This is a genomic window from Tibeticola sediminis, assembly GCF_003843835.1.
Classification (GTDB): Bacteria; Pseudomonadota; Gammaproteobacteria; order Burkholderiales; family Burkholderiaceae_C; genus Tibeticola; species Tibeticola sediminis.
The window spans coordinates 527952-543325 of record NZ_RKQL01000001.1 but is presented as its reverse complement, the minus strand read 5'-3'; the positions used below and the strand labels follow the sequence as shown (position 1 = coordinate 543325).

The following is a 15374-nucleotide window of genomic DNA, read 5'->3' as shown; positions in this document are numbered from 1 at the left end:
AAAAGAAGAGGGAATTCAGGGTGAGGGCGGCTCGGGTTGGCGCAGCAGCACGATCCAGCCCGTGAGCCAGCCCAGGCCGCCGAGCAGCATGGCGGCCGCCACCGGCTCCCAGCAGCCGCGCGCGCCGCTGGTGTCGGCGGCATCGAGCGCGGCCGCGTGCTCGGCGGGCACGCACCAAGCCTGGCCGATGAGCCAGGCCGCCAGCGCCGGCAGAACCGCAGCCGCCACCACGAAAACGATGCGGCCGCCGAAGCTGCGTGGCAAGCGCATCAGACGCCCTCCACCGCGATCATGCGCATGACGCACGCGCCTTCGCGCGCGGCCCGCGCGGCGCGGTACTCGGGGCTGTCGTAGAAAGCCTGCGCCGCCGCGAGGCTGGGGAACTTCAGCACCACGATGCGCCCAGGCGTCCAGTCGCCTTCGAGCGTGACCGTCGCGCCGCCGCGCACGCAGATTTCCGCGCCATGGCGCTCGATGGCGATCGAGGAGAGCGTGCGGTACTGCGCATACTGTTCCGGGTTCGTGACGGTGACATCGGCGATGACGTAAGCGCTGGGCATGGGGTTCGGTGGAGAGGGTCAGTCGTTGAACCTAAATCCGGCAGTTGGGCGCACCCGGGCGGGTCGTCATCGGGCGCGCGGGCAAGGCGCAAACCGCAGCCATGGCGGGTGCCATGGCGAGGATTTGCAACGCCGCCCCCGCGCCCGAGGGCGACACGAACGGGTGCGCAGCGCTCACCCAAGCGGTGAACGGCATCCGCACCGAAAATTGTTGAAGCGTCAACACCTTGCGTTTCACGAAAAGCGGTCAACTGCCGGATTTAGGTTGAAATGCTGCTCGAGGAAACCGCGTCGCTTGGTGACGGCGTCGAGTTCCTGCAGCGACTCGAGCAGCGCGCGCAGGTGCTTGAGCGGTACGGCGTTGGGCCCGTCGGAGAGGGCGTGGGCAGGGTCGGGGTGGGTCTCCATGAACACGCCGGCGACGCCCACGGCCACGGCCGCGCGTGCGAGCACCGGGACGAACTCGCGCTGCCCGCCCGAACTCGTGCCCTGGCCACCGGGCAGTTGCACCGAGTGGGTGGCGTCGAACACGACGGGCGCCGCGGTCTCGCGCATGATGGCCAGGCTGCGCATGTCCGAGACCAGGTTGTTGTAGCCAAAGCTCACGCCGCGCTCGCAGGCCATGAAGCGGTCTTCGTCCAGGCCCGCTTCGCGCGCGGCAGCGCGGGCCTTGTCGATGACGTTTTTCATGTCGTGCGGCGCGAGGAACTGCCCCTTTTTGATGTTGACGGGCTTGCCCGACTGCGCCACTGCACGGATGAAGTCGGTCTGTCGGCACAGAAAGGCCGGCGTTTGCAGCACGTCCACCACCTCAGCGACGGCGGGAATCTCACCCTCGGTATGCACGTCGGTGAGCACCGGCACGCCGATCTCGCGGCGCACCTTGGCGAGGATTTCAAGGCCGCGCTCCATGCCGGGGCCGCGAAAGCTCGCGCCCGAGGAGCGGTTGGCCTTGTCGTAGCTGCTCTTGAAGATGAACGGGATGCCGAGCGCCGCGGTGATGTCACGGATCTGGCCCGCGACGTCCATTTGCAGTTGCTCGCTTTCGACGACGCAGGGGCCGGCGATGAGGAAGAAGGGATGGTCGAGGCCGACGTCGAAGCCGCAGAGTTTCATGGGTGTTTCTTCAGGCGACGGCTTTGAGCTCGGCGCGGCTCGCCTGATGCTCGAGCGCGGCGCGGATAAAGGCGTTGAACAAGGGGTGCCCGTCCCACGGGGTGGACTTGAATTCCGGGTGGAACTGCACGCCGATGAACCACGGGTGCACCGCCTGCGGCAACTCGACGATTTCGGTGAGCTGCTCGCGCTGGGTGAGCGCCGAAATCACGAGGCCGGCTGCGCGCAGCCGGTCCAGGTACTGCGTGTTGGCTTCGTAGCGGTGGCGGTGCCGCTCGGTCACGACCGGGCCATAGATCTGGTAGGCGAGCGTGCCGGGCAGCACGTCCGCGCTCTGCGCGCCCAGGCGCATGGTGCCGCCGAGGTCGGTCTGGGCATCGCGTTTTTGCACGGTGCCGTCGGCGTCGAGCCATTCGTCGATGAGCGCAATCACCGGATGCGGCGTGTCCGGGTCGAATTCGGTGCTGTTGGCGCCTTCGAGCCCTGCGACATGGCGCGCGAACTCGATCGTGGCCACTTGCATGCCGAGGCAGATGCCGAGGTAGGGCAGACGATGCTCGCGGGCGTAGCGGGCGGTGCGGATCTTGCCTTCGATGCCGCGCTTGCCAAAGCCGCCGGGCACGAGGATGGCGTCGTACTTGGCGAGCCGGGCGACGCTTGCTTCGTCGATGGTTTCGGAATCGATGTGGTCGATTTTGACGCGCACATGGTTTTTCATGCCCGCGTGGCGCAGCGCTTCGTTGACCGACTTGTAGCTGTCGGTCAGGTCGACATACTTGCCCACCATCGCAATGCTCACCTCACCCTGCGGATGCTCGACTTCATAGACCAGCGCATCCCAGCGGCGCAGGTTGGCCGGCGGGGTGTTGAGCCGCAGTTTGTCGCAAATGAGCCCGTCGAGGCCCTGTTCATGCAGCATGCGCGGCACCTTGTAGATGGTGTCGACATCCCACATGGAGATCACGCCCCATTCGGGGACGTTGGAGAACAGGCTGATCTTCGCGCGCTCGTCCTCGGGAATGGGACGGTCGGCGCGGCACAGCAGCGCGTCGGCCTGGATGCCGATCTCGCGCAGCTTTTGTGCGGTGTGCTGCGTGGGCTTGGTTTTGAGCTCGCCGGCGGCGGCGATCCAGGGCACGTAAGACAGGTGTACGAAGGCCGCATTGTTGGGCCCGAGGCGCAGGCTCATCTGGCGCGCCGCCTCAAGGAAGGGCAGCGATTCGATGTCGCCCACGGTGCCGCCGATTTCGACGATGGCCACGTCCACCGCGTCGGGCGTGTCCACGCCGGCGCCGCGGCGGATGAATTCCTGGATCTCGTTGGTGACGTGGGGGATCACCTGCACGGTTTTGCCGAGATAGTCGCCGCGGCGTTCCTTCTCGAGCACGCTCTTGTAGATCTGGCCGGTGGTGAAGTTGTTGGCGCGCTTCATGCGCGTGGTGATGAAACGCTCATAGTGCCCGAGGTCCAGATCGGTTTCGGCGCCGTCGTCGGTGACGAACACTTCACCGTGCTGGAACGGGCTCATCGTGCCCGGGTCGACGTTGATGTACGGGTCGAGCTTGATGAGGGTGACTTTGAGGCCGCGCGATTCGAGGATCGCGGCAAGGGAGGCTGAGGCGATTCCCTTGCCCAGGGAAGACACCACACCGCCGGTGACGAAGACGAATTTGGTCATGTCAGGGTCGGGCAGATGGCCCGAGGGAGGTGGTAAAGGTGGATTATAGGCGCGTGCGTCTCCGCGCTGCGGGTTTGTCCGGAGGGCGCCGCTGAGCGTATCGGTCGCGCGCCGTGGCAGATGTCGCATCCCGGCGCGCGGGCGGCGGGTTGGTATATTGGCCGCATGGATGTCTTGCATGGAAAACACATCGTGCTCGGCTTGAGCGGCGGCGTGGCCTGCTACAAGGCCGCGGAGCTCTGTCGCCAGCTCATCAAAGCGGGCGCCACCGTGCAGGTGGTCATGACCGAGGCCGCCGAGCACTTCATCACCCCGGTGACGATGCAGGCGCTCTCAGGTCAGCCGGTCTATGGCTCGCAGTGGGACCTGCGCGCGCCCAACGCGATGGCCCACATCAACCTCGGCCGCGAGGCCGACGTGGTGCTGATCGCGCCGGCCAGCGCCGACTTCATGGCGCGGCTGGCGCAAGGCCGCGCCGATGAGTTGCTGAGTCTCTTGTGTCTCGCGCGGCCGGCCGAACGGGTGCCGCTCGTCCTCGCTCCCGCGATGAACCGCGAGATGTGGGCGCACCCAGCGACCCAACGCAATGTGGCGCAGTTGCGCGCCGACGGTGCGCAGGTGCTCGATGTGGGGGTTGGCGCGCAGGCCTGTGGCGAGACGGGCGACGGTCGCATGCTCGAGCCACATGAAATCGTCGCCGAACTGCGTCGCGTGCTGAGCCCGCAGCGGCTCGCCGGACGGCGGGTGCTCATCACCGCCGGGCCGACCTGGGAGGCGATCGACCCGGTGCGCGGCCTCACCAACCGCTCGAGCGGCAAGATGGGTTTTGCGCTGGCGCAGGCCGCGTGGGAGGCCGGCGCCGAGGTCACGCTGGTGGCCGGGCCGGTGGCGCTGGCCACGCCGCGCGGCGTGCAGCGCATCGATGTCGTCTCGGCGCGCGACATGCTCGAGGCGGTGCTGGCCGAGGTCGAGGCCGCGGATGTGTTCATCGCGACGGCAGCGGTGGCCGACTGGCGACCGGCTCAGGTCAGCGAGCAAAAGATCAAGAAGGACGCCAGTGGCCGCACGCCGACACTCTCGTTCACCGAAAACCCCGACATCCTGGCGACCGTCGCCGCGCTGCCGCGCTCGCGCAGCGGCGCGCTCTACTGCGTGGGCTTCGCGGCCGAAAGCCACGACCTGCAGCGCCACGCCGAGGAAAAGCGCGCGCGCAAAGGCGTGCCGCTGCTCGTCGGCAACATCGGCCCCGAGACCTTTGGGCGCGATGACAATGCCTTGCTGCTCGTCGACGCCGAGGGCAGCATGGCATTGCCACGCGCGCCCAAGACCGAGCTGGCCCGCCTGCTCGTGGCCGAACTCGCACGGCGGCTTTCCGCCACGCCCTGAACCATGGACATCGAACTCAAAATTCTCGACCCCCGCATGGCCGAGCGCCTGCCGGCCTACGCCACACCGGGCAGCGCCGGGCTCGATCTGCGGGCTTGCCTGGACGCGCCGCTGAGCCTCGCGCCCCATGCCTGCGCGCTCGTGCCCACGGGGCTGGCGATCCACATCGCCGATCCGGGCTTTGCGGCGCTGATCCTGCCGCGCTCGGGGCTTGGGCACAAACACGGCATCGTGCTCGGCAACCTCGTCGGCCTCATCGACAGCGATTACCAGGGGCAACTCATGGTCAGCGCCTGGAACCGCAGCGACACGCCCTACACCATCGAACCGATGGAGCGCATCGCCCAGCTCGTCGTCGTGCCCGTGGTGCAGGCGGCGTTTCGGGTCGTCGATGCCTTCGGGGCGACGAGCGCGCGCGGCTCGGGCGGCTACGGCTCCACGGGAACCACCTGATTTGCTTCTTTAAAAAGAGCAAGAAAAGACCGATTGACGCCGGGAATCGGCCAAAAATATCCAAAAATTAGGGCAACGCTGAATCAGTTCCCGCGATGGTGCGGGCCCGGCCGCGGGCTGGGATGCGAGGCGCAAACCGCAGCCATAGCCGAAGCTATGGCGAGGATTTGCAACGAAGCGGACCGCCCGCAGCCGGGATGCGCGACGCGCGAGGGACTTGTTCAGCGTTGCCTTAGTGCAGGGTCCGCCCGCCGGGCGCCAGAGCGGTCTGGGCGGCTGTGGCGATGGCGTCGCGCTCAGGCTCGCCAACCTCGATGCGGAAGAAGCCAGTGCCGCAGGTGCCCGCGCCGATTTCTTCTTCCGTGGCTTCGCGCACGGCATGGACCTTGAGCGACAGCCGCAGCGCGATTCCCGCCAGCGGATGGTTGCCGTCGAGCACGATGTGCTCGGGGTAGATTTCGCTGATGGTGTAGAGCACGTCCTTCGGTGCGTCGGGGTTCGTGCCCGCGGGCAGCGCGTGTCCTTCGATCGTCATGCCGACTTCGATGTCTTTTGGAAACAGCGAGCGCGGCTCGAGAAACAGCAATTGATCGTTGAAGTCGCCAAAGGCTTCCTCGGGCTCGAGGTGCAGGTCTAGCGTCGCGCCGGGGCCGTGGCCTTGCAGCGCCTCTTCGATGCGCGGCAGCAGGTCGCGCCCGCCGACGAGGAACTCCACGGGTTCGTCGAGCACGTCGAGCTCCTCACCGAGTGTGTCTTTGAGCGTCCAGGTCAGAGCGACCACACATTGTTCCTTGATGTCCATGGGAGAATTGTCCCATGGACACGACCCTAGCAACACCGCTGCTCGGCGGCCTCACGCCCGAGCAATTCATGCGTCGGCACTGGCAAAAGAAGCCGCTGCTCGTGCGGCAGGCGATGGCCGGCTTTGCGCCGCTGCTCGACCGCGCTGCGCTGTTTGCGCTGGCCGAGCGCGACGACGTGGAGTCGCGGCTCTTGCAGCGCGGTGAGCAGGGCTGGAAGCTGCGCCACGGCCCGTTGCCGCGGCGCGCACTGCCGCCGCTGAAGGCGCCGAACTGGACGCTGCTCGTGCAAGGCGTCGATCTGCACGATGAAGCTGTGCACCGTCTGATGCAGCGCTTTCGCTTCGTGCCCGATGCGCGGCTCGACGACGTGATGATCTCCTGGGCCAGCGACGGCGGCGGGGTGGGGCCGCATTTCGACAGCTACGACGTGTTTTTGCTCCAGGCCTACGGCCAGCGGCGCTGGCGCATCGGCCGGCAGAAGGACAAAACCCTGGTCGAGGGCCTGCCGCTGCGCATCCTCGCGCACTTCGAGCCCGAGGAAGAGTTCGTGCTCGACCCCGGCGACATGCTCTATCTGCCGCCAGGCTGGGCGCACGACGGCATTGCGGTGGGCGAATGCATGACCTATTCCATCGGTTTTCGCCAGCCCAAGCGCGGCGAACTGGCGCGCGAACTGCTGGAGCGCCTGGCCGAGGACGCCGAGGAGGTGGCGGGCGAGACGCCCTATCGCGACCCCAAACAAAGCGCGGTGGCCACGCCTGCAGCGATCCCGGCGCCGATGTTCGACTTTGCCCGCGACGCGCTACAGGCCGTGCTCGACGACCCCGAGGAACTCGCCTGCTTGCTCGGTGAATACCTCAGCGAACCCAAGCCTCAGGTGTGCTTCGAGCCTCGCGCGCACGAGGGCCAGCAGCCGGATGGGCCCGCAGCAGCGCGTCGGGGCGTCGTTCTCGACCGCCGCAGCCGTATGCTCTACGACGAGCGCCGCATTTACATCAACGGCGAGAGCTATTTGGCCGCAGGCCGAGACGCTCGCCTGATGCAACGACTGGCCGACGAACGCCGCCTCGATGCCGCGACGCTGCGCCGAGCGAGCCGGGCGGCCTTGGAACTGTTGGCGCTGTGGAAGGAAGCGGGGTGGCTGCATGACGAATTCGAATGAGGGCGCTGGGCCGTCGGCCGCCGCCTTGCTCGAGGGGCGTTTCGAGGGGCGCCAAGCGTTTCGCCAGGCCGTGCGCGATGCCTTGGCAGCAGCAGCCCGCGAGGGTTGGCGTGAGATCGTCCTTTGCGACGCGGATTTCGAGGACTGGCCGCTCGGTGAGCGCGCAACGCTCGAGGCACTCGGGGCTTGGGCGGCGCGGGGCCGGCGGCTGGTGCTCCTGGCGGCGAACTTCGACCCGCTGGTGCGGCAGCATCCCCGCTTCGTCGGCTGGCGCAAAACCTGGGACCACATCATCGAGGCTCGTCGCTGCGCGAAGGGCGACGCCGACGACCTGCCCAGCGCGATCTGGACGCCGCACTGGTTTTTGCACCGCCTCGACCCCCGTCACGCCACGGGCGTTGCCAGCCAAGACGCCGAGCGCCGCGCACAGCTGCGCGAGCAAATCGACGAATGCCTGCGCCGCAGCAGCAGCAGCGCCTTTCCCGCGACGACGCTGGGCCTGTCAGGGGGGTAGAGACCGGGGCTGAGAAGCTGAGTGGAAGGCTCGGCCGCCGCGCAGTGCCTTGGGCGCTCGGGTGGAGCGGGGTCCGCGGGACAGTTTTTCCGCTGCGCGTTGCGTCGAGGCCACGGGCGGCTCCCCGCGCGAGGCCGTGTCTGTGGCGGGTCGGCTTGGAGTAACCCTATAATTTGTGGTTGAGCGGAAAGAGCTCTCAAGCTTTCTCTCATCCCGCACGTGCTTGCCGCGGGCGGGGCGTTTCCAGTTTTTCTGCGTTTCCCAACCACTCCTTGAAGGAAGTCGAAATGAACAAGTCCGTCGTTCTCGCTGCGCTGATCGCTGCTGCTGCCCTGGCCGCTTGCGGCAAGAAGGAAGAGCCCGCGCCCGCTCCGGCCCCCGCGCCCGCTGCTGCTCCGGCTCCCGCTGCCGCTCCGGCTCCTGCCGCTGAGCCCGCCGCTGCCGCTTCCGCTGCTGCCCCGGCTGCTGCGGACGCTGCTGCCAACGCCGCCGCTGCTGCCGCTTCCGGCGCCGCTGCGGGTGCTGCCGACGCTGCCAAGAAGTAATTCTTCGGCACGGCATGAAAAAGCCGCCTCCGGGCGGCTTTTTCTTTGGGCAACCGAAACTGATGCGCATGCGCTGCGCCTTCAGCGTTGCCCTAGACCTCGACCCACGGCAGGCCGTCGCGCGGGTCGGCGACGAGGATGTCGGCGGCTTGCCCGCCGAGCGCGGCGGCGAGGGCGAGGCGGGCGTGTTCGGGCGTGTTGTTCTGCTCGCTCAAGTGGGCCGCGACGACATGACCGAGGCCGTCATGCCGGATGTCGCTCAAGAAGCGGGCCGCCTGGTCGTTCGAGAGGTGGCCGTAGTCGCTGCGGATGCGCTGTTTGAGCGATTCGGGATAGGCCGAAGTCGCGAGGCGATCGAGATCGTGGTTGCATTCCAGCAAAACGGCGTGCAGGCCGTGCAGCCGCTGGCGCACCGGCTCAGGGGTATGGCCAAGGTCGGTCAGGATGGCCAGATGCCGTGCGCCGTCGTGGCAGCGCAGTTGCAAGGGCTCGGCGGCGTCGTGGGGAACGGCCAGGGGTTCGATGCAGATCGCCCCGATGGCCAGCGATTCGCCGTCGGCACAGAGCTTCCAGGAGCCCGGCAATTGGTCGCCGCCGCACGCGCGAAACGTGCCCTCGCTGAGGTAGACCGGGAGACGTTCGCGCCGGACCAAGGGCCGCAGTCCGCCGACATGGTCGCTGTGCTCATGGGTGATGAACACCGCGTCGAGATCGGCGGCGCACAGCCCGATGCGGGCCAGCCGGGCGTCGAGTGCGCGCAGGCTGAAGCCACAGTCGACGAGCAGCCGCTTGGTCTGCGTGCCCGCGCGGGCCTCGACCACGGTGGCATTGCCCGAGCTGCCGCTGCCGAGGCTGCAAAAGCGAAGCATCGGCGCGGGTCGCTTATTTCAGCTCGTCGGCGACGATCTTGAGGATGTTGCGCGCCGCATCGGCTGGCGCCGGACGGCCTTGCGCGTCGAGCAGACGCACGACACTCCCCTTGGCGGCCGCGGCAACCTGGATCTGGTATTTGGTCGCCGACGTGTTCTTCTCGTCGCTGCCAAAGAGCTTGGCGAGGAAGCCCGGTTCCTTGCGGTTGGGATCCGGCGCCACATAGCGCACGAAGTACAGGCCTTTGCTGCGATCGCGATCCTCGACCGTGAAGCCGGTGCGGTCGAGCGCGAGGCCCACGCGGCGCCATGCGCGATCGAAGCCGTCGTCGATCTCGACGGCGGGCATGTTGCCTTCGAGCGTGACCAGGCGCGCCGCGGATTGGGGAGCAGCGGCGGCGAGCGCCGCCTGGGCCTGCTCCTGCGTGACCCCCAGCTTGATCATGAGGCGACGCAGGAACTCGTTTTCGAGCTCGGGGTCCGCAGGCCGGGGCTGCCAGATGGTGTTTTCGCGCGTGGCGTTGTTGGTGTAGACCTCGATCATGCCGCGGTGGCTGATGTAGATCTCGGTGCTGCCGTCGGGTGCGCGTTCGATGCGGGTACGGAACTTGTCCCGCTCGGGCGTGGAATAGACCGAGTCGAGCAGCTTACCCAGCGTTGCGCGGATGATGTCCTGCGGAATCTTGGCGCGGTTCTCGGCCCAGTCGGTTTCCATGATGCCGAGCTTCGGGTTGTCGATGGCGAGCAGGAAGCCGTTTTCCAGCCAGAAGGCACGGACCGGATCCCACAGCGCTTCGGGCGGCCGCTTGACGACCAGGTAGCGGGTATTGCCGGCGCGTTCGACCCGCACGTCGCCCAGCGCGGTGGTGGCGACGGTGCCGCCGCTTTGCGTGGCGGCTGCGGCCTGGCCGGCCGCAAAGCCGCTGGCCGTGACCGCACCGCCCGGGACGGCATAGCGCGTGTCGCGCGTCAGTTGCGTGAGGTCGGGCGGGACTTCGAGCGTCGGCGCCTTGCCCGCGCTCTTGTAGTCGATCTTGTCGCCTTCCAGAACCGAGCAGCCGGCCAGCACCATGAGGATGCCCAGGGCGCTGAGCCGGAAGATCGAAGAAGCTTGGTCTTTCACAGGGGATTCCTTAGGGTGTTGCGTCGGGGCTGCTTCGGTGCGGGAAAGAGGGAGTCAGAGCAGACCGGCTTCGCGCAGGGCCGCCTCCACCGTGGCGTGGTAGCCGTCCGAAAGCGGCGTCAGCGGCAGCCGGATGCCCGCGCCGATCTGGCCCATGCGCTGCAGGGCCCATTTGACCGGGATCGGATTGGCCTCGACGAACAGCGCCTTGTGCAGGGGCAGCAACTGCTTTTGAATTGCGCGGGCGCGGGCCACGTCGCCGGCGATGGCGGCCATGCAGAGCTCGTGCATCAGGCGCGGGGCCACGTTGGCGGTGACGCTGATGTTGCCGTGCCCGCCGAGCAGCATGAGGGCCACGGCCGTCGGGTCGTCACCGGAATAGATGGAAAAGCCCTCGGGCGCTTCACGGATGAGCCACTGCGCGCGCTCGATGTTGCCCGTGGCTTCCTTGATGCCGACGATGCCCGGCACCTGCGCCAGCCGCAGCACGGTTTCGGGCGCCATATCGGCAACGGTGCGGCCAGGCACGTTGTAGAGGATGATGGGCAGGTCGCCCGTGGCCTCGGCGATCGCCTTGAAATGCCGGTATTGGCCCTCTTGCGTGGGCTTGTTGTAGTAGGGCACGACCTGCAACTGGCAGTCGGCACCGACCTTTTTTGCAAAGCGGGCGAGTTCGATGGCCTCGGCCGTCGAATTGGCGCCGCAGCCCGCCATGACGGGCACGCGGCCGGCGGCCTGCTCGACGGTGACGCGGATGATCTCGCAGTGTTCCTCGACGGTGACGGTGGGCGATTCGCCGGTGGTGCCGACCACGCTGATGCAGTCGGTGCCCTCCGCGATGTGCCAGTCGATCAGGCGCCGCAGCGCCGCATAGTCGACGCGCCCATCCTCGAGCATCGGGGTGACGAGCGCTGGAATGCTGCCCCGGATGGGGCGGAAAGTGGATGTCATGGAGTTCGCAGCCAGGGAGCGAAAAGACTCATTCTAACGACGGCAGGGCGCAGGCCGATGGCGCTGCGTCGCGCACCGCCGCGAGGCGCTGCACGCAGCGCGTGGGCGCTTCGAGCCGCCCCTCCTCATACGCCACGACCCGCAGCGCCGGGCGGGCTCGGCAAAGGCCGCAGGCGCGCAGCAGCTCGCCGCTCTGCAGCAGAAAGTCCGGCCGCGAGGGCTTGCCGAAGGCTTCGTTGCCGACGGCAAAGGTCTCGTAGATCAGCACGCCGCCGGGCGCGACGCTCTCGACCAGTGTGGGCAGCAGCGGGCGCCAAAGGTAGTTGGTGACCACCACTGCGTCGAAGCGCTGGCCCTCGAAGGGCCAGGGGCCGGCCTCGATGTCGGCGCAGACCGCGTGCACGCCGGGCAACGCGGCCAGCGCGGTGATGGCCTCGGCGTCGCGGTCGACCGCGGTGACGGCACAGCCTCGTTCGGCAAACCAGCGCACATGGCGTCCCCGTCCGCAGGCCACGTCGAGCACCCGAGCACCCGAGGCAACGAGATGCGCCCAACGCTGCACCCAAGGCGAGGGCGCCAAACCCGCATGGCTCTGGGCTGCGAAAGCATCAATTTTCATAGCAACACATGACCATTTCACGCTGGCATCGGGCCAAAAAGATTTGAAATATCGGCTTTGGGGTGGCTTGACAGCGTTGCCCCATGCCTCAAAAGCATCCCCAGAGTTGGTTCGCGACGTCCAGCATGAAGTCGCCTCGCCCGTACAGGCTGAACACCGCCAGCAGCGCGGCCAGGGCCAGCGCCCACAGCAGCCAGCGGGGCAGCGGCTTCATGCGGCGGCCTGCACACGCGGCAGGCTGCGGCGGATCGGTTGCTCGTTCACGCGCAGATTCACCAGCGCCGCCACGATGCCGAGCGCGATGGCGATCCACCAGACGATGTCGTAGCTGCCGGTGCGGTCGTACAGCAGGCCGCCGAGCCACACGCCCATGAAGCTGCCGATCTGGTGGCTGAAGAACACGAAGCCGCCGAGCATGGACAGATGCGCCACGCCGAAAATCTGCGCCACCGCCGCGTTCGTCGGCGGAACGGTCGAGAGCCACAGCACGCCCATCACCGCGGCGAACACGTAGACGCTCGCCGGTGTGAGCGGCAGCAGCAGAAAGACCGAGATGGCCACGGAGCGGGCGAGGTAGATGAAGGCCAGGATGTGCCGCTTGGCCAGCCGCTGCCCCAGCGCGCCAGCGGCATAGGTGCCCAGCACGTTGAACAGCCCGATGAGCGCGAGCGCGTAGCTCGCGACCTGCGGCGAAAGCCCGTGGTCCTTGAGGTAGCTCGGCATGTGCACACCGATGAACACCACCTGAAAGCCGCAGACGAAATAGCCCGCCATCAGCAGCCGAAAGCTGGGGTAGGCCAGCGCCTCGCGCAGGGCCTGCAGGATGGACTGCTCCCCACGCACCCCGCCGGCGTGCGCACGCCGCTCGCGCAGCCCCCAGGCCAGCGGGATGATGAGCAGCACCGCCAAGGCCAGCGCCCACAGCGAGCGCTGCCAGCCCAGCGTGGTGATGAGCCAGCCCTCCACCGGCACCATCAGGAACTGGCCGAAGGAGCCCGCGGCGGCCGCCACGCCCATCGCCCAGGATCGGCGCTCGGGCGGTACGTTGCGGCCGATGACCCCGTAGATCACGGCATAGGTGGTGCCCGCCTGCGCCGCGCCGATCAAGACGCCCGTGGTCAGCGCAAAGCCCAGCGGCGTGGTGCTCTGCGCCATGCCCCACAGCCCCAGCGCGTAGAGCACGGCACCGGCGATGAGCACGCGCAGCGCGCCGTAGCGGTCGGCCAGCATGCCGGCCACGATGCCGACCAGCCCCCAGCTCAGGTTCTGCACCGCCAGCGCCAGCGCGAAGCTCTCGCGCGACCAGTCGCGTGCCTGCGTGATGGGCTGCAGCCACAGCCCGAAGCCGTGGCGCACGCCCATGGACAGCGTGACGATCAGCGCGCCGCACAGCAGCACCTGGGTCATGGAGAGCGGGCGGTGGCCAGTAGCCTGGCGGGGGGTGGCGGAACTCATGTGCCGAATGTAGCGAATTCGCCCCTGCTTTGCTGGCGTGCAAGCTGTATGGATAACCAGGTGTTTTCCGCGTGCCGCCGTACAATCGCGCCCCTATGGCTTCCGTGAACGAACCGAAAACCCAGACTGCCGCCTATGGCGAGGCGTCGATTCGCGTGCTCAAAGGGCTCGAGCCGGTCAAGCAGCGCCCGGGCATGTACACCCGCACCGACAACCCGCTGCACATCGTGCAGGAGGTGATCGACAACGCCGCCGACGAAGCGCTGGCGGGCTTTGCGAAAAAGATCGCCGTCACCCTGCACGCCGACGGCTCGGTCAGCGTGGAGGACGACGGCCGCGGCATTCCGTTTGGCTTGCATCCCGAGGAGGGCGCGCCGGTGATCGAACTCGTGTTCACGCGGCTGCACGCGGGCGGCAAGTTCGACAAAGGTAAGGGCGGCGCCTATGCCTTCTCGGGTGGCCTGCACGGCGTGGGCGTGTCGGTGACCAATGCGCTGGCCACGCGGCTCGAAGTCACGAGCCGACGCGGCGGCGAGGTCGCGCGCATCGTCTTCGCCAGCGGTGACGTGGCCGAGCCGCTGGTCGTTCGCCCAGCCGAGGCGGGCGAGAAGCGCAGCGGCACCATCGTGCGCGTCTGGCCCGATGCACGCTATTTCGAGAGCAGCGTGCTGCCGCTGGCCGAACTCACCCATCTGCTGCGCAGCAAGGCGGTGCTGATGCCCGGCGTGACGGTCAGCCTCACGAACGAGAAAACCCGCGACACCCAGACCTGGCTCTACAAGGGCGGGCTGCGCGACTACCTTGCGCAAACCTTGCCCGCCGAGCCGGTCGTGCCCCTGTTCGAGGGCGAAGGCTGGGCCGATGCGCAAAGCGACAGTTTTGCCGAAGGCGAGGGCGCGGCCTGGTGCCTGGCCTTCACCGAGGAAGGGCCGACGGTGCGCGAGAGCTACGTCAACCTGATTCCCACGCCCGCGGGCGGCACGCACGAGGCGGGCTTGCGCGAGGGCGTGTTCCAGGCCGTCAAAGGCTTCATCGAACTGCACGGCCTGCTGCCCAAGGGCGTGAAGCTGCTGCCCGAGGATGTGTTTGCCCGCGCGAGCTACGTGCTCTCGGCCAAGGTGCTCGACCCGCAGTTCCAGGGCCAGATCAAAGAGCGGCTCAATTCCCGCGACGCGCTGCGCCTGGTGGCGGGCTTCGTGCGCCCCGCGCTCGAACTCTGGCTGCATGCGCATGTGGAGCACGGCAAGCGGCTGGCCGAACTCGCCATCCGCGCCGCCCAAACCCGCCAGCGGGCGAGCCAGAAGGTCGAGAAGAAGAAGGGCTCGGGCGTGGCGGTGCTGCCGGGCAAGCTCACCGATTGTGAAAGCCGTGACCTGGCGCGCAACGAGTTGTTCCTGGTCGAGGGCGACTCCGCCGGCGGCAGCGCCAAGATGGGTCGCGACAAGGAGTTCCAGGCCATCTTGCCGCTGCGCGGCAAGGTGCTCAACACCTGGGAGGTCGAGCGCGACCGCCTGTTCGCCAACAACGAGGTGCACGACATCGCGGTGGCCATTGGCGTCGATCCGCATGGGCCGGACGACACCGTCGATCTGTCCAGTCTGCGGTATGGAAAGATCTGCATCCTCTCCGACGCCGATGTGGACGGCGCGCACATCCAGGTGCTGCTACTCACCTTGTTCTTCCGGCACTTCCCACGGCTGATCGAGGCCGGCCATGTGTTCGTGGCGCGCCCGCCGCTCTACCGCGTCGACGTGCCCGCGCGCGGCAAGAAACCCGCAGCCAAGTTCTACGCGCTCGACGAGGGTGAACTCGCCGCCGTGCTCGACAAAGCCGCCAAAGAAGGCGTGCCGCGCGAGAAGTGCAGCATCAGCCGCTTCAAAGGCCTGGGCGAGATGAACGCCGAGCAACTGTGGGAAACCACGCTCAACCCCGACACCCGACGCCTCATGCCCGTGACGCTGGGCAGCCTCGACGCCGCGCGCACCACCGCACTCATGACGCAACTCATGGGCAAGGGCGAGGCCGCGGCGCGGCGCGAACTGATGGAACTGCACGGCGATGCGGTCGATGTCGATGTTTGAGGCGACGCTGAACCAGTCCCCCGCGCGCTGCGCATCCCGGCTGCGGGCGGTCTGCGTCG

The 15374-nt window shown here is 67.8% G+C and carries 18 protein-coding genes; 6 read left to right on the top strand and 12 right to left on the bottom strand.

All coding sequences use genetic code 11. The features are described 5' to 3' along the window. Positions 1–15 precede the first annotated feature (15 nt). From EDC62_RS02555 to EDC62_RS02535, 5 genes are read right to left on the bottom strand one after another with little or no spacing between them, the layout of a single operon-like run. Entirely contained in the window at positions 16–270 is a 255-nt protein-coding gene (locus tag EDC62_RS02555; protein WP_124220129.1) for a hypothetical protein, read from the bottom strand. Further along, on the bottom strand, positions 270–560 hold the full coding sequence (locus EDC62_RS02550; RefSeq protein WP_124220126.1) for a DUF1330 domain-containing protein: 291 nt from the start codon (positions 558–560) through the stop codon (positions 270–272). Before EDC62_RS02550 ends, EDC62_RS02555 begins: the two co-directional genes overlap by 1 nt. 31 nt (positions 561–591) lie before the next feature. Next, positions 592–786 (bottom strand): hypothetical protein, encoded by a 195-nt coding sequence (locus EDC62_RS02545; protein WP_124220123.1) that lies wholly within the window; start codon positions 784–786, stop codon positions 592–594. 8 nt (positions 787–794) lie between these two features. Then, on the bottom strand, positions 795–1676 hold the full coding sequence (gene kdsA / locus EDC62_RS02540) for a 3-deoxy-8-phosphooctulonate synthase (RefSeq protein WP_124220120.1): 882 nt from the start codon (positions 1674–1676) through the stop codon (positions 795–797). Positions 1677–1686: 10 nt separating this feature from the next. Beyond that, positions 1687–3354, bottom strand: a complete 1668-nt coding sequence (locus tag EDC62_RS02535; protein ID WP_124220117.1) for a CTP synthase — start codon at positions 3352–3354, stop codon at positions 1687–1689. A 165-nt stretch (positions 3355–3519) separates the two neighbouring features. On the opposite strand from EDC62_RS02535, the gene coaBC reads away from it, so the two are divergent. Together coaBC and dut are read left to right on the top strand one after the other, a co-directional pair. Continuing rightward, positions 3520–4740, top strand: a complete 1221-nt coding sequence (gene coaBC, locus EDC62_RS02530) for a bifunctional phosphopantothenoylcysteine decarboxylase/phosphopantothenate--cysteine ligase CoaBC (RefSeq protein ID WP_124220114.1) — start codon at positions 3520–3522, stop codon at positions 4738–4740. A gap of 3 nt (positions 4741–4743) precedes the next feature. Beyond that, on the top strand, positions 4744–5193 hold the full coding sequence (dut, locus tag EDC62_RS02525) for a dUTP diphosphatase (RefSeq protein ID WP_124220112.1): 450 nt from the start codon (positions 4744–4746) through the stop codon (positions 5191–5193). A 232-nt stretch (positions 5194–5425) separates the two neighbouring features. Here dut and EDC62_RS02520 read toward each other — a convergent pair whose 3' ends face one another. Continuing rightward, positions 5426–5995, bottom strand: a complete 570-nt coding sequence (locus tag EDC62_RS02520; RefSeq protein WP_245968717.1) for an FKBP-type peptidyl-prolyl cis-trans isomerase — start codon at positions 5993–5995, stop codon at positions 5426–5428. 14 nt (positions 5996–6009) lie between these two features. On the opposite strand from EDC62_RS02520, the gene EDC62_RS02515 reads away from it, so the two are divergent. The 3 genes from EDC62_RS02515 (at position 6010) to EDC62_RS02505 (ending at position 8217) form a co-directional block, all read left to right on the top strand. Beyond that, complete coding sequence (locus EDC62_RS02515) at positions 6010–7158, top strand: cupin domain-containing protein (protein ID WP_124220110.1); 1149 nt, start codon at positions 6010–6012, stop codon at positions 7156–7158. Then, positions 7142–7672 (top strand): hypothetical protein, encoded by a 531-nt coding sequence (locus EDC62_RS02510; RefSeq protein ID WP_124220107.1) that lies wholly within the window; start codon positions 7142–7144, stop codon positions 7670–7672. Before EDC62_RS02515 ends, EDC62_RS02510 begins: the two co-directional genes overlap by 17 nt. A 287-nt stretch (positions 7673–7959) precedes the next feature. Beyond that, positions 7960–8217, top strand: a complete 258-nt coding sequence (locus EDC62_RS02505) for a hypothetical protein (protein ID WP_124220105.1) — start codon at positions 7960–7962, stop codon at positions 8215–8217. 92 nt (positions 8218–8309) lie between these two features. On the opposite strand, the gene EDC62_RS02500 is transcribed toward EDC62_RS02505, so the two are convergent. The 6 genes from EDC62_RS02500 to EDC62_RS02480 all read right to left on the bottom strand — a co-directional run bounded on the left by EDC62_RS02500 (position 8310) and on the right by EDC62_RS02480 (position 13234). Beyond that, positions 8310–9086, bottom strand: coding sequence for an MBL fold metallo-hydrolase (locus EDC62_RS02500; protein WP_124220102.1), 777 nt, complete (start codon positions 9084–9086; stop codon positions 8310–8312). 13 nt (positions 9087–9099) lie between these two features. Further along, a complete protein-coding gene (bamC, locus tag EDC62_RS02495; protein WP_124221096.1) occupies positions 9100–10158 on the bottom strand; it encodes an outer membrane protein assembly factor BamC in 1059 nt (352 codons plus the stop codon). A 105-nt stretch (positions 10159–10263) separates the two neighbouring features. Further along, positions 10264–11160: a 4-hydroxy-tetrahydrodipicolinate synthase gene (gene dapA / locus EDC62_RS02490; protein ID WP_124220099.1), complete on the bottom strand. Its 897-nt coding sequence runs from the start codon at positions 11158–11160 to the stop codon at positions 10264–10266. 28 nt (positions 11161–11188) lie between these two features. Next, positions 11189–11779, bottom strand: coding sequence for a class I SAM-dependent methyltransferase (locus tag EDC62_RS02485; RefSeq protein WP_124220097.1), 591 nt, complete (start codon positions 11777–11779; stop codon positions 11189–11191). A gap of 88 nt (positions 11780–11867) precedes the next feature. Continuing rightward, positions 11868–11993 carry a hypothetical protein gene (locus EDC62_RS13210; protein ID WP_281273813.1) on the bottom strand — a complete coding sequence of 42 codons (126 nt, stop codon included), beginning with the start codon at positions 11991–11993 and terminating at the stop codon, positions 11868–11870. Further along, positions 11990–13234, bottom strand: coding sequence for an MFS transporter (locus EDC62_RS02480; protein WP_124220094.1), 1245 nt, complete (start codon positions 13232–13234; stop codon positions 11990–11992). Before EDC62_RS02480 ends, EDC62_RS13210 begins: the two co-directional genes overlap by 4 nt. Before the next feature lie 104 nt (positions 13235–13338). Here EDC62_RS02480 and EDC62_RS02475 point away from each other — a divergent pair, with 104 nt between their 5' ends. Next, positions 13339–15315, top strand: a complete 1977-nt coding sequence (locus tag EDC62_RS02475) for a DNA topoisomerase IV subunit B (protein ID WP_245968716.1) — start codon at positions 13339–13341, stop codon at positions 15313–15315. The last annotated feature ends 59 nt before the right edge of the window (positions 15316–15374 follow it).

Excerpts from the sequence above, each read along its gene's own strand:
- EDC62_RS02555 (WP_124220129.1), bottom strand. The coding sequence starts at position 270 with ATGCGCTTGCCACGCAGCTTCGGCGGCCGCATCGTTTTCGTGGTGGCG.
- EDC62_RS02550 (WP_124220126.1), bottom strand. The coding sequence starts at position 560 with ATGCCCAGCGCTTACGTCATCGCCGATGTCACCGTCACGAACCCGGAA.
- kdsA (WP_124220120.1), bottom strand. The coding sequence starts at position 1,676 with ATGAAACTCTGCGGCTTCGACGTCGGCCTCGACCATCCCTTCTTCCTC.
- EDC62_RS02535 (WP_124220117.1), bottom strand. The coding sequence starts at position 3,354 with ATGACCAAATTCGTCTTCGTCACCGGCGGTGTGGTGTCTTCCCTGGGC.
- coaBC (WP_124220114.1), top strand. The coding sequence starts at position 3,520 with ATGGATGTCTTGCATGGAAAACACATCGTGCTCGGCTTGAGCGGCGGC.
- dut (WP_124220112.1), top strand. The coding sequence starts at position 4,744 with ATGGACATCGAACTCAAAATTCTCGACCCCCGCATGGCCGAGCGCCTG.
- EDC62_RS02520 (WP_245968717.1), bottom strand. The coding sequence starts at position 5,995 with ATGGACATCAAGGAACAATGTGTGGTCGCTCTGACCTGGACGCTCAAA.
- EDC62_RS02515 (WP_124220110.1), top strand. The coding sequence starts at position 6,010 with ATGGACACGACCCTAGCAACACCGCTGCTCGGCGGCCTCACGCCCGAG.
- EDC62_RS02510 (WP_124220107.1), top strand. The coding sequence starts at position 7,142 with ATGACGAATTCGAATGAGGGCGCTGGGCCGTCGGCCGCCGCCTTGCTC.
- EDC62_RS02505 (WP_124220105.1), top strand. The coding sequence starts at position 7,960 with ATGAACAAGTCCGTCGTTCTCGCTGCGCTGATCGCTGCTGCTGCCCTG.
- EDC62_RS02500 (WP_124220102.1), bottom strand. The coding sequence starts at position 9,086 with ATGCTTCGCTTTTGCAGCCTCGGCAGCGGCAGCTCGGGCAATGCCACC.
- bamC (WP_124221096.1), bottom strand. The coding sequence starts at position 10,158 with ATGGTGCTGGCCGGCTGCTCGGTTCTGGAAGGCGACAAGATCGACTAC.
- dapA (WP_124220099.1), bottom strand. The coding sequence starts at position 11,160 with ATGACATCCACTTTCCGCCCCATCCGGGGCAGCATTCCAGCGCTCGTC.
- EDC62_RS02485 (WP_124220097.1), bottom strand. The coding sequence starts at position 11,779 with ATGAAAATTGATGCTTTCGCAGCCCAGAGCCATGCGGGTTTGGCGCCC.
- EDC62_RS13210 (WP_281273813.1), bottom strand. The coding sequence starts at position 11,993 with ATGAAGCCGCTGCCCCGCTGGCTGCTGTGGGCGCTGGCCCTGGCCGCG.
- EDC62_RS02480 (WP_124220094.1), bottom strand. The coding sequence starts at position 13,234 with ATGAGTTCCGCCACCCCCCGCCAGGCTACTGGCCACCGCCCGCTCTCC.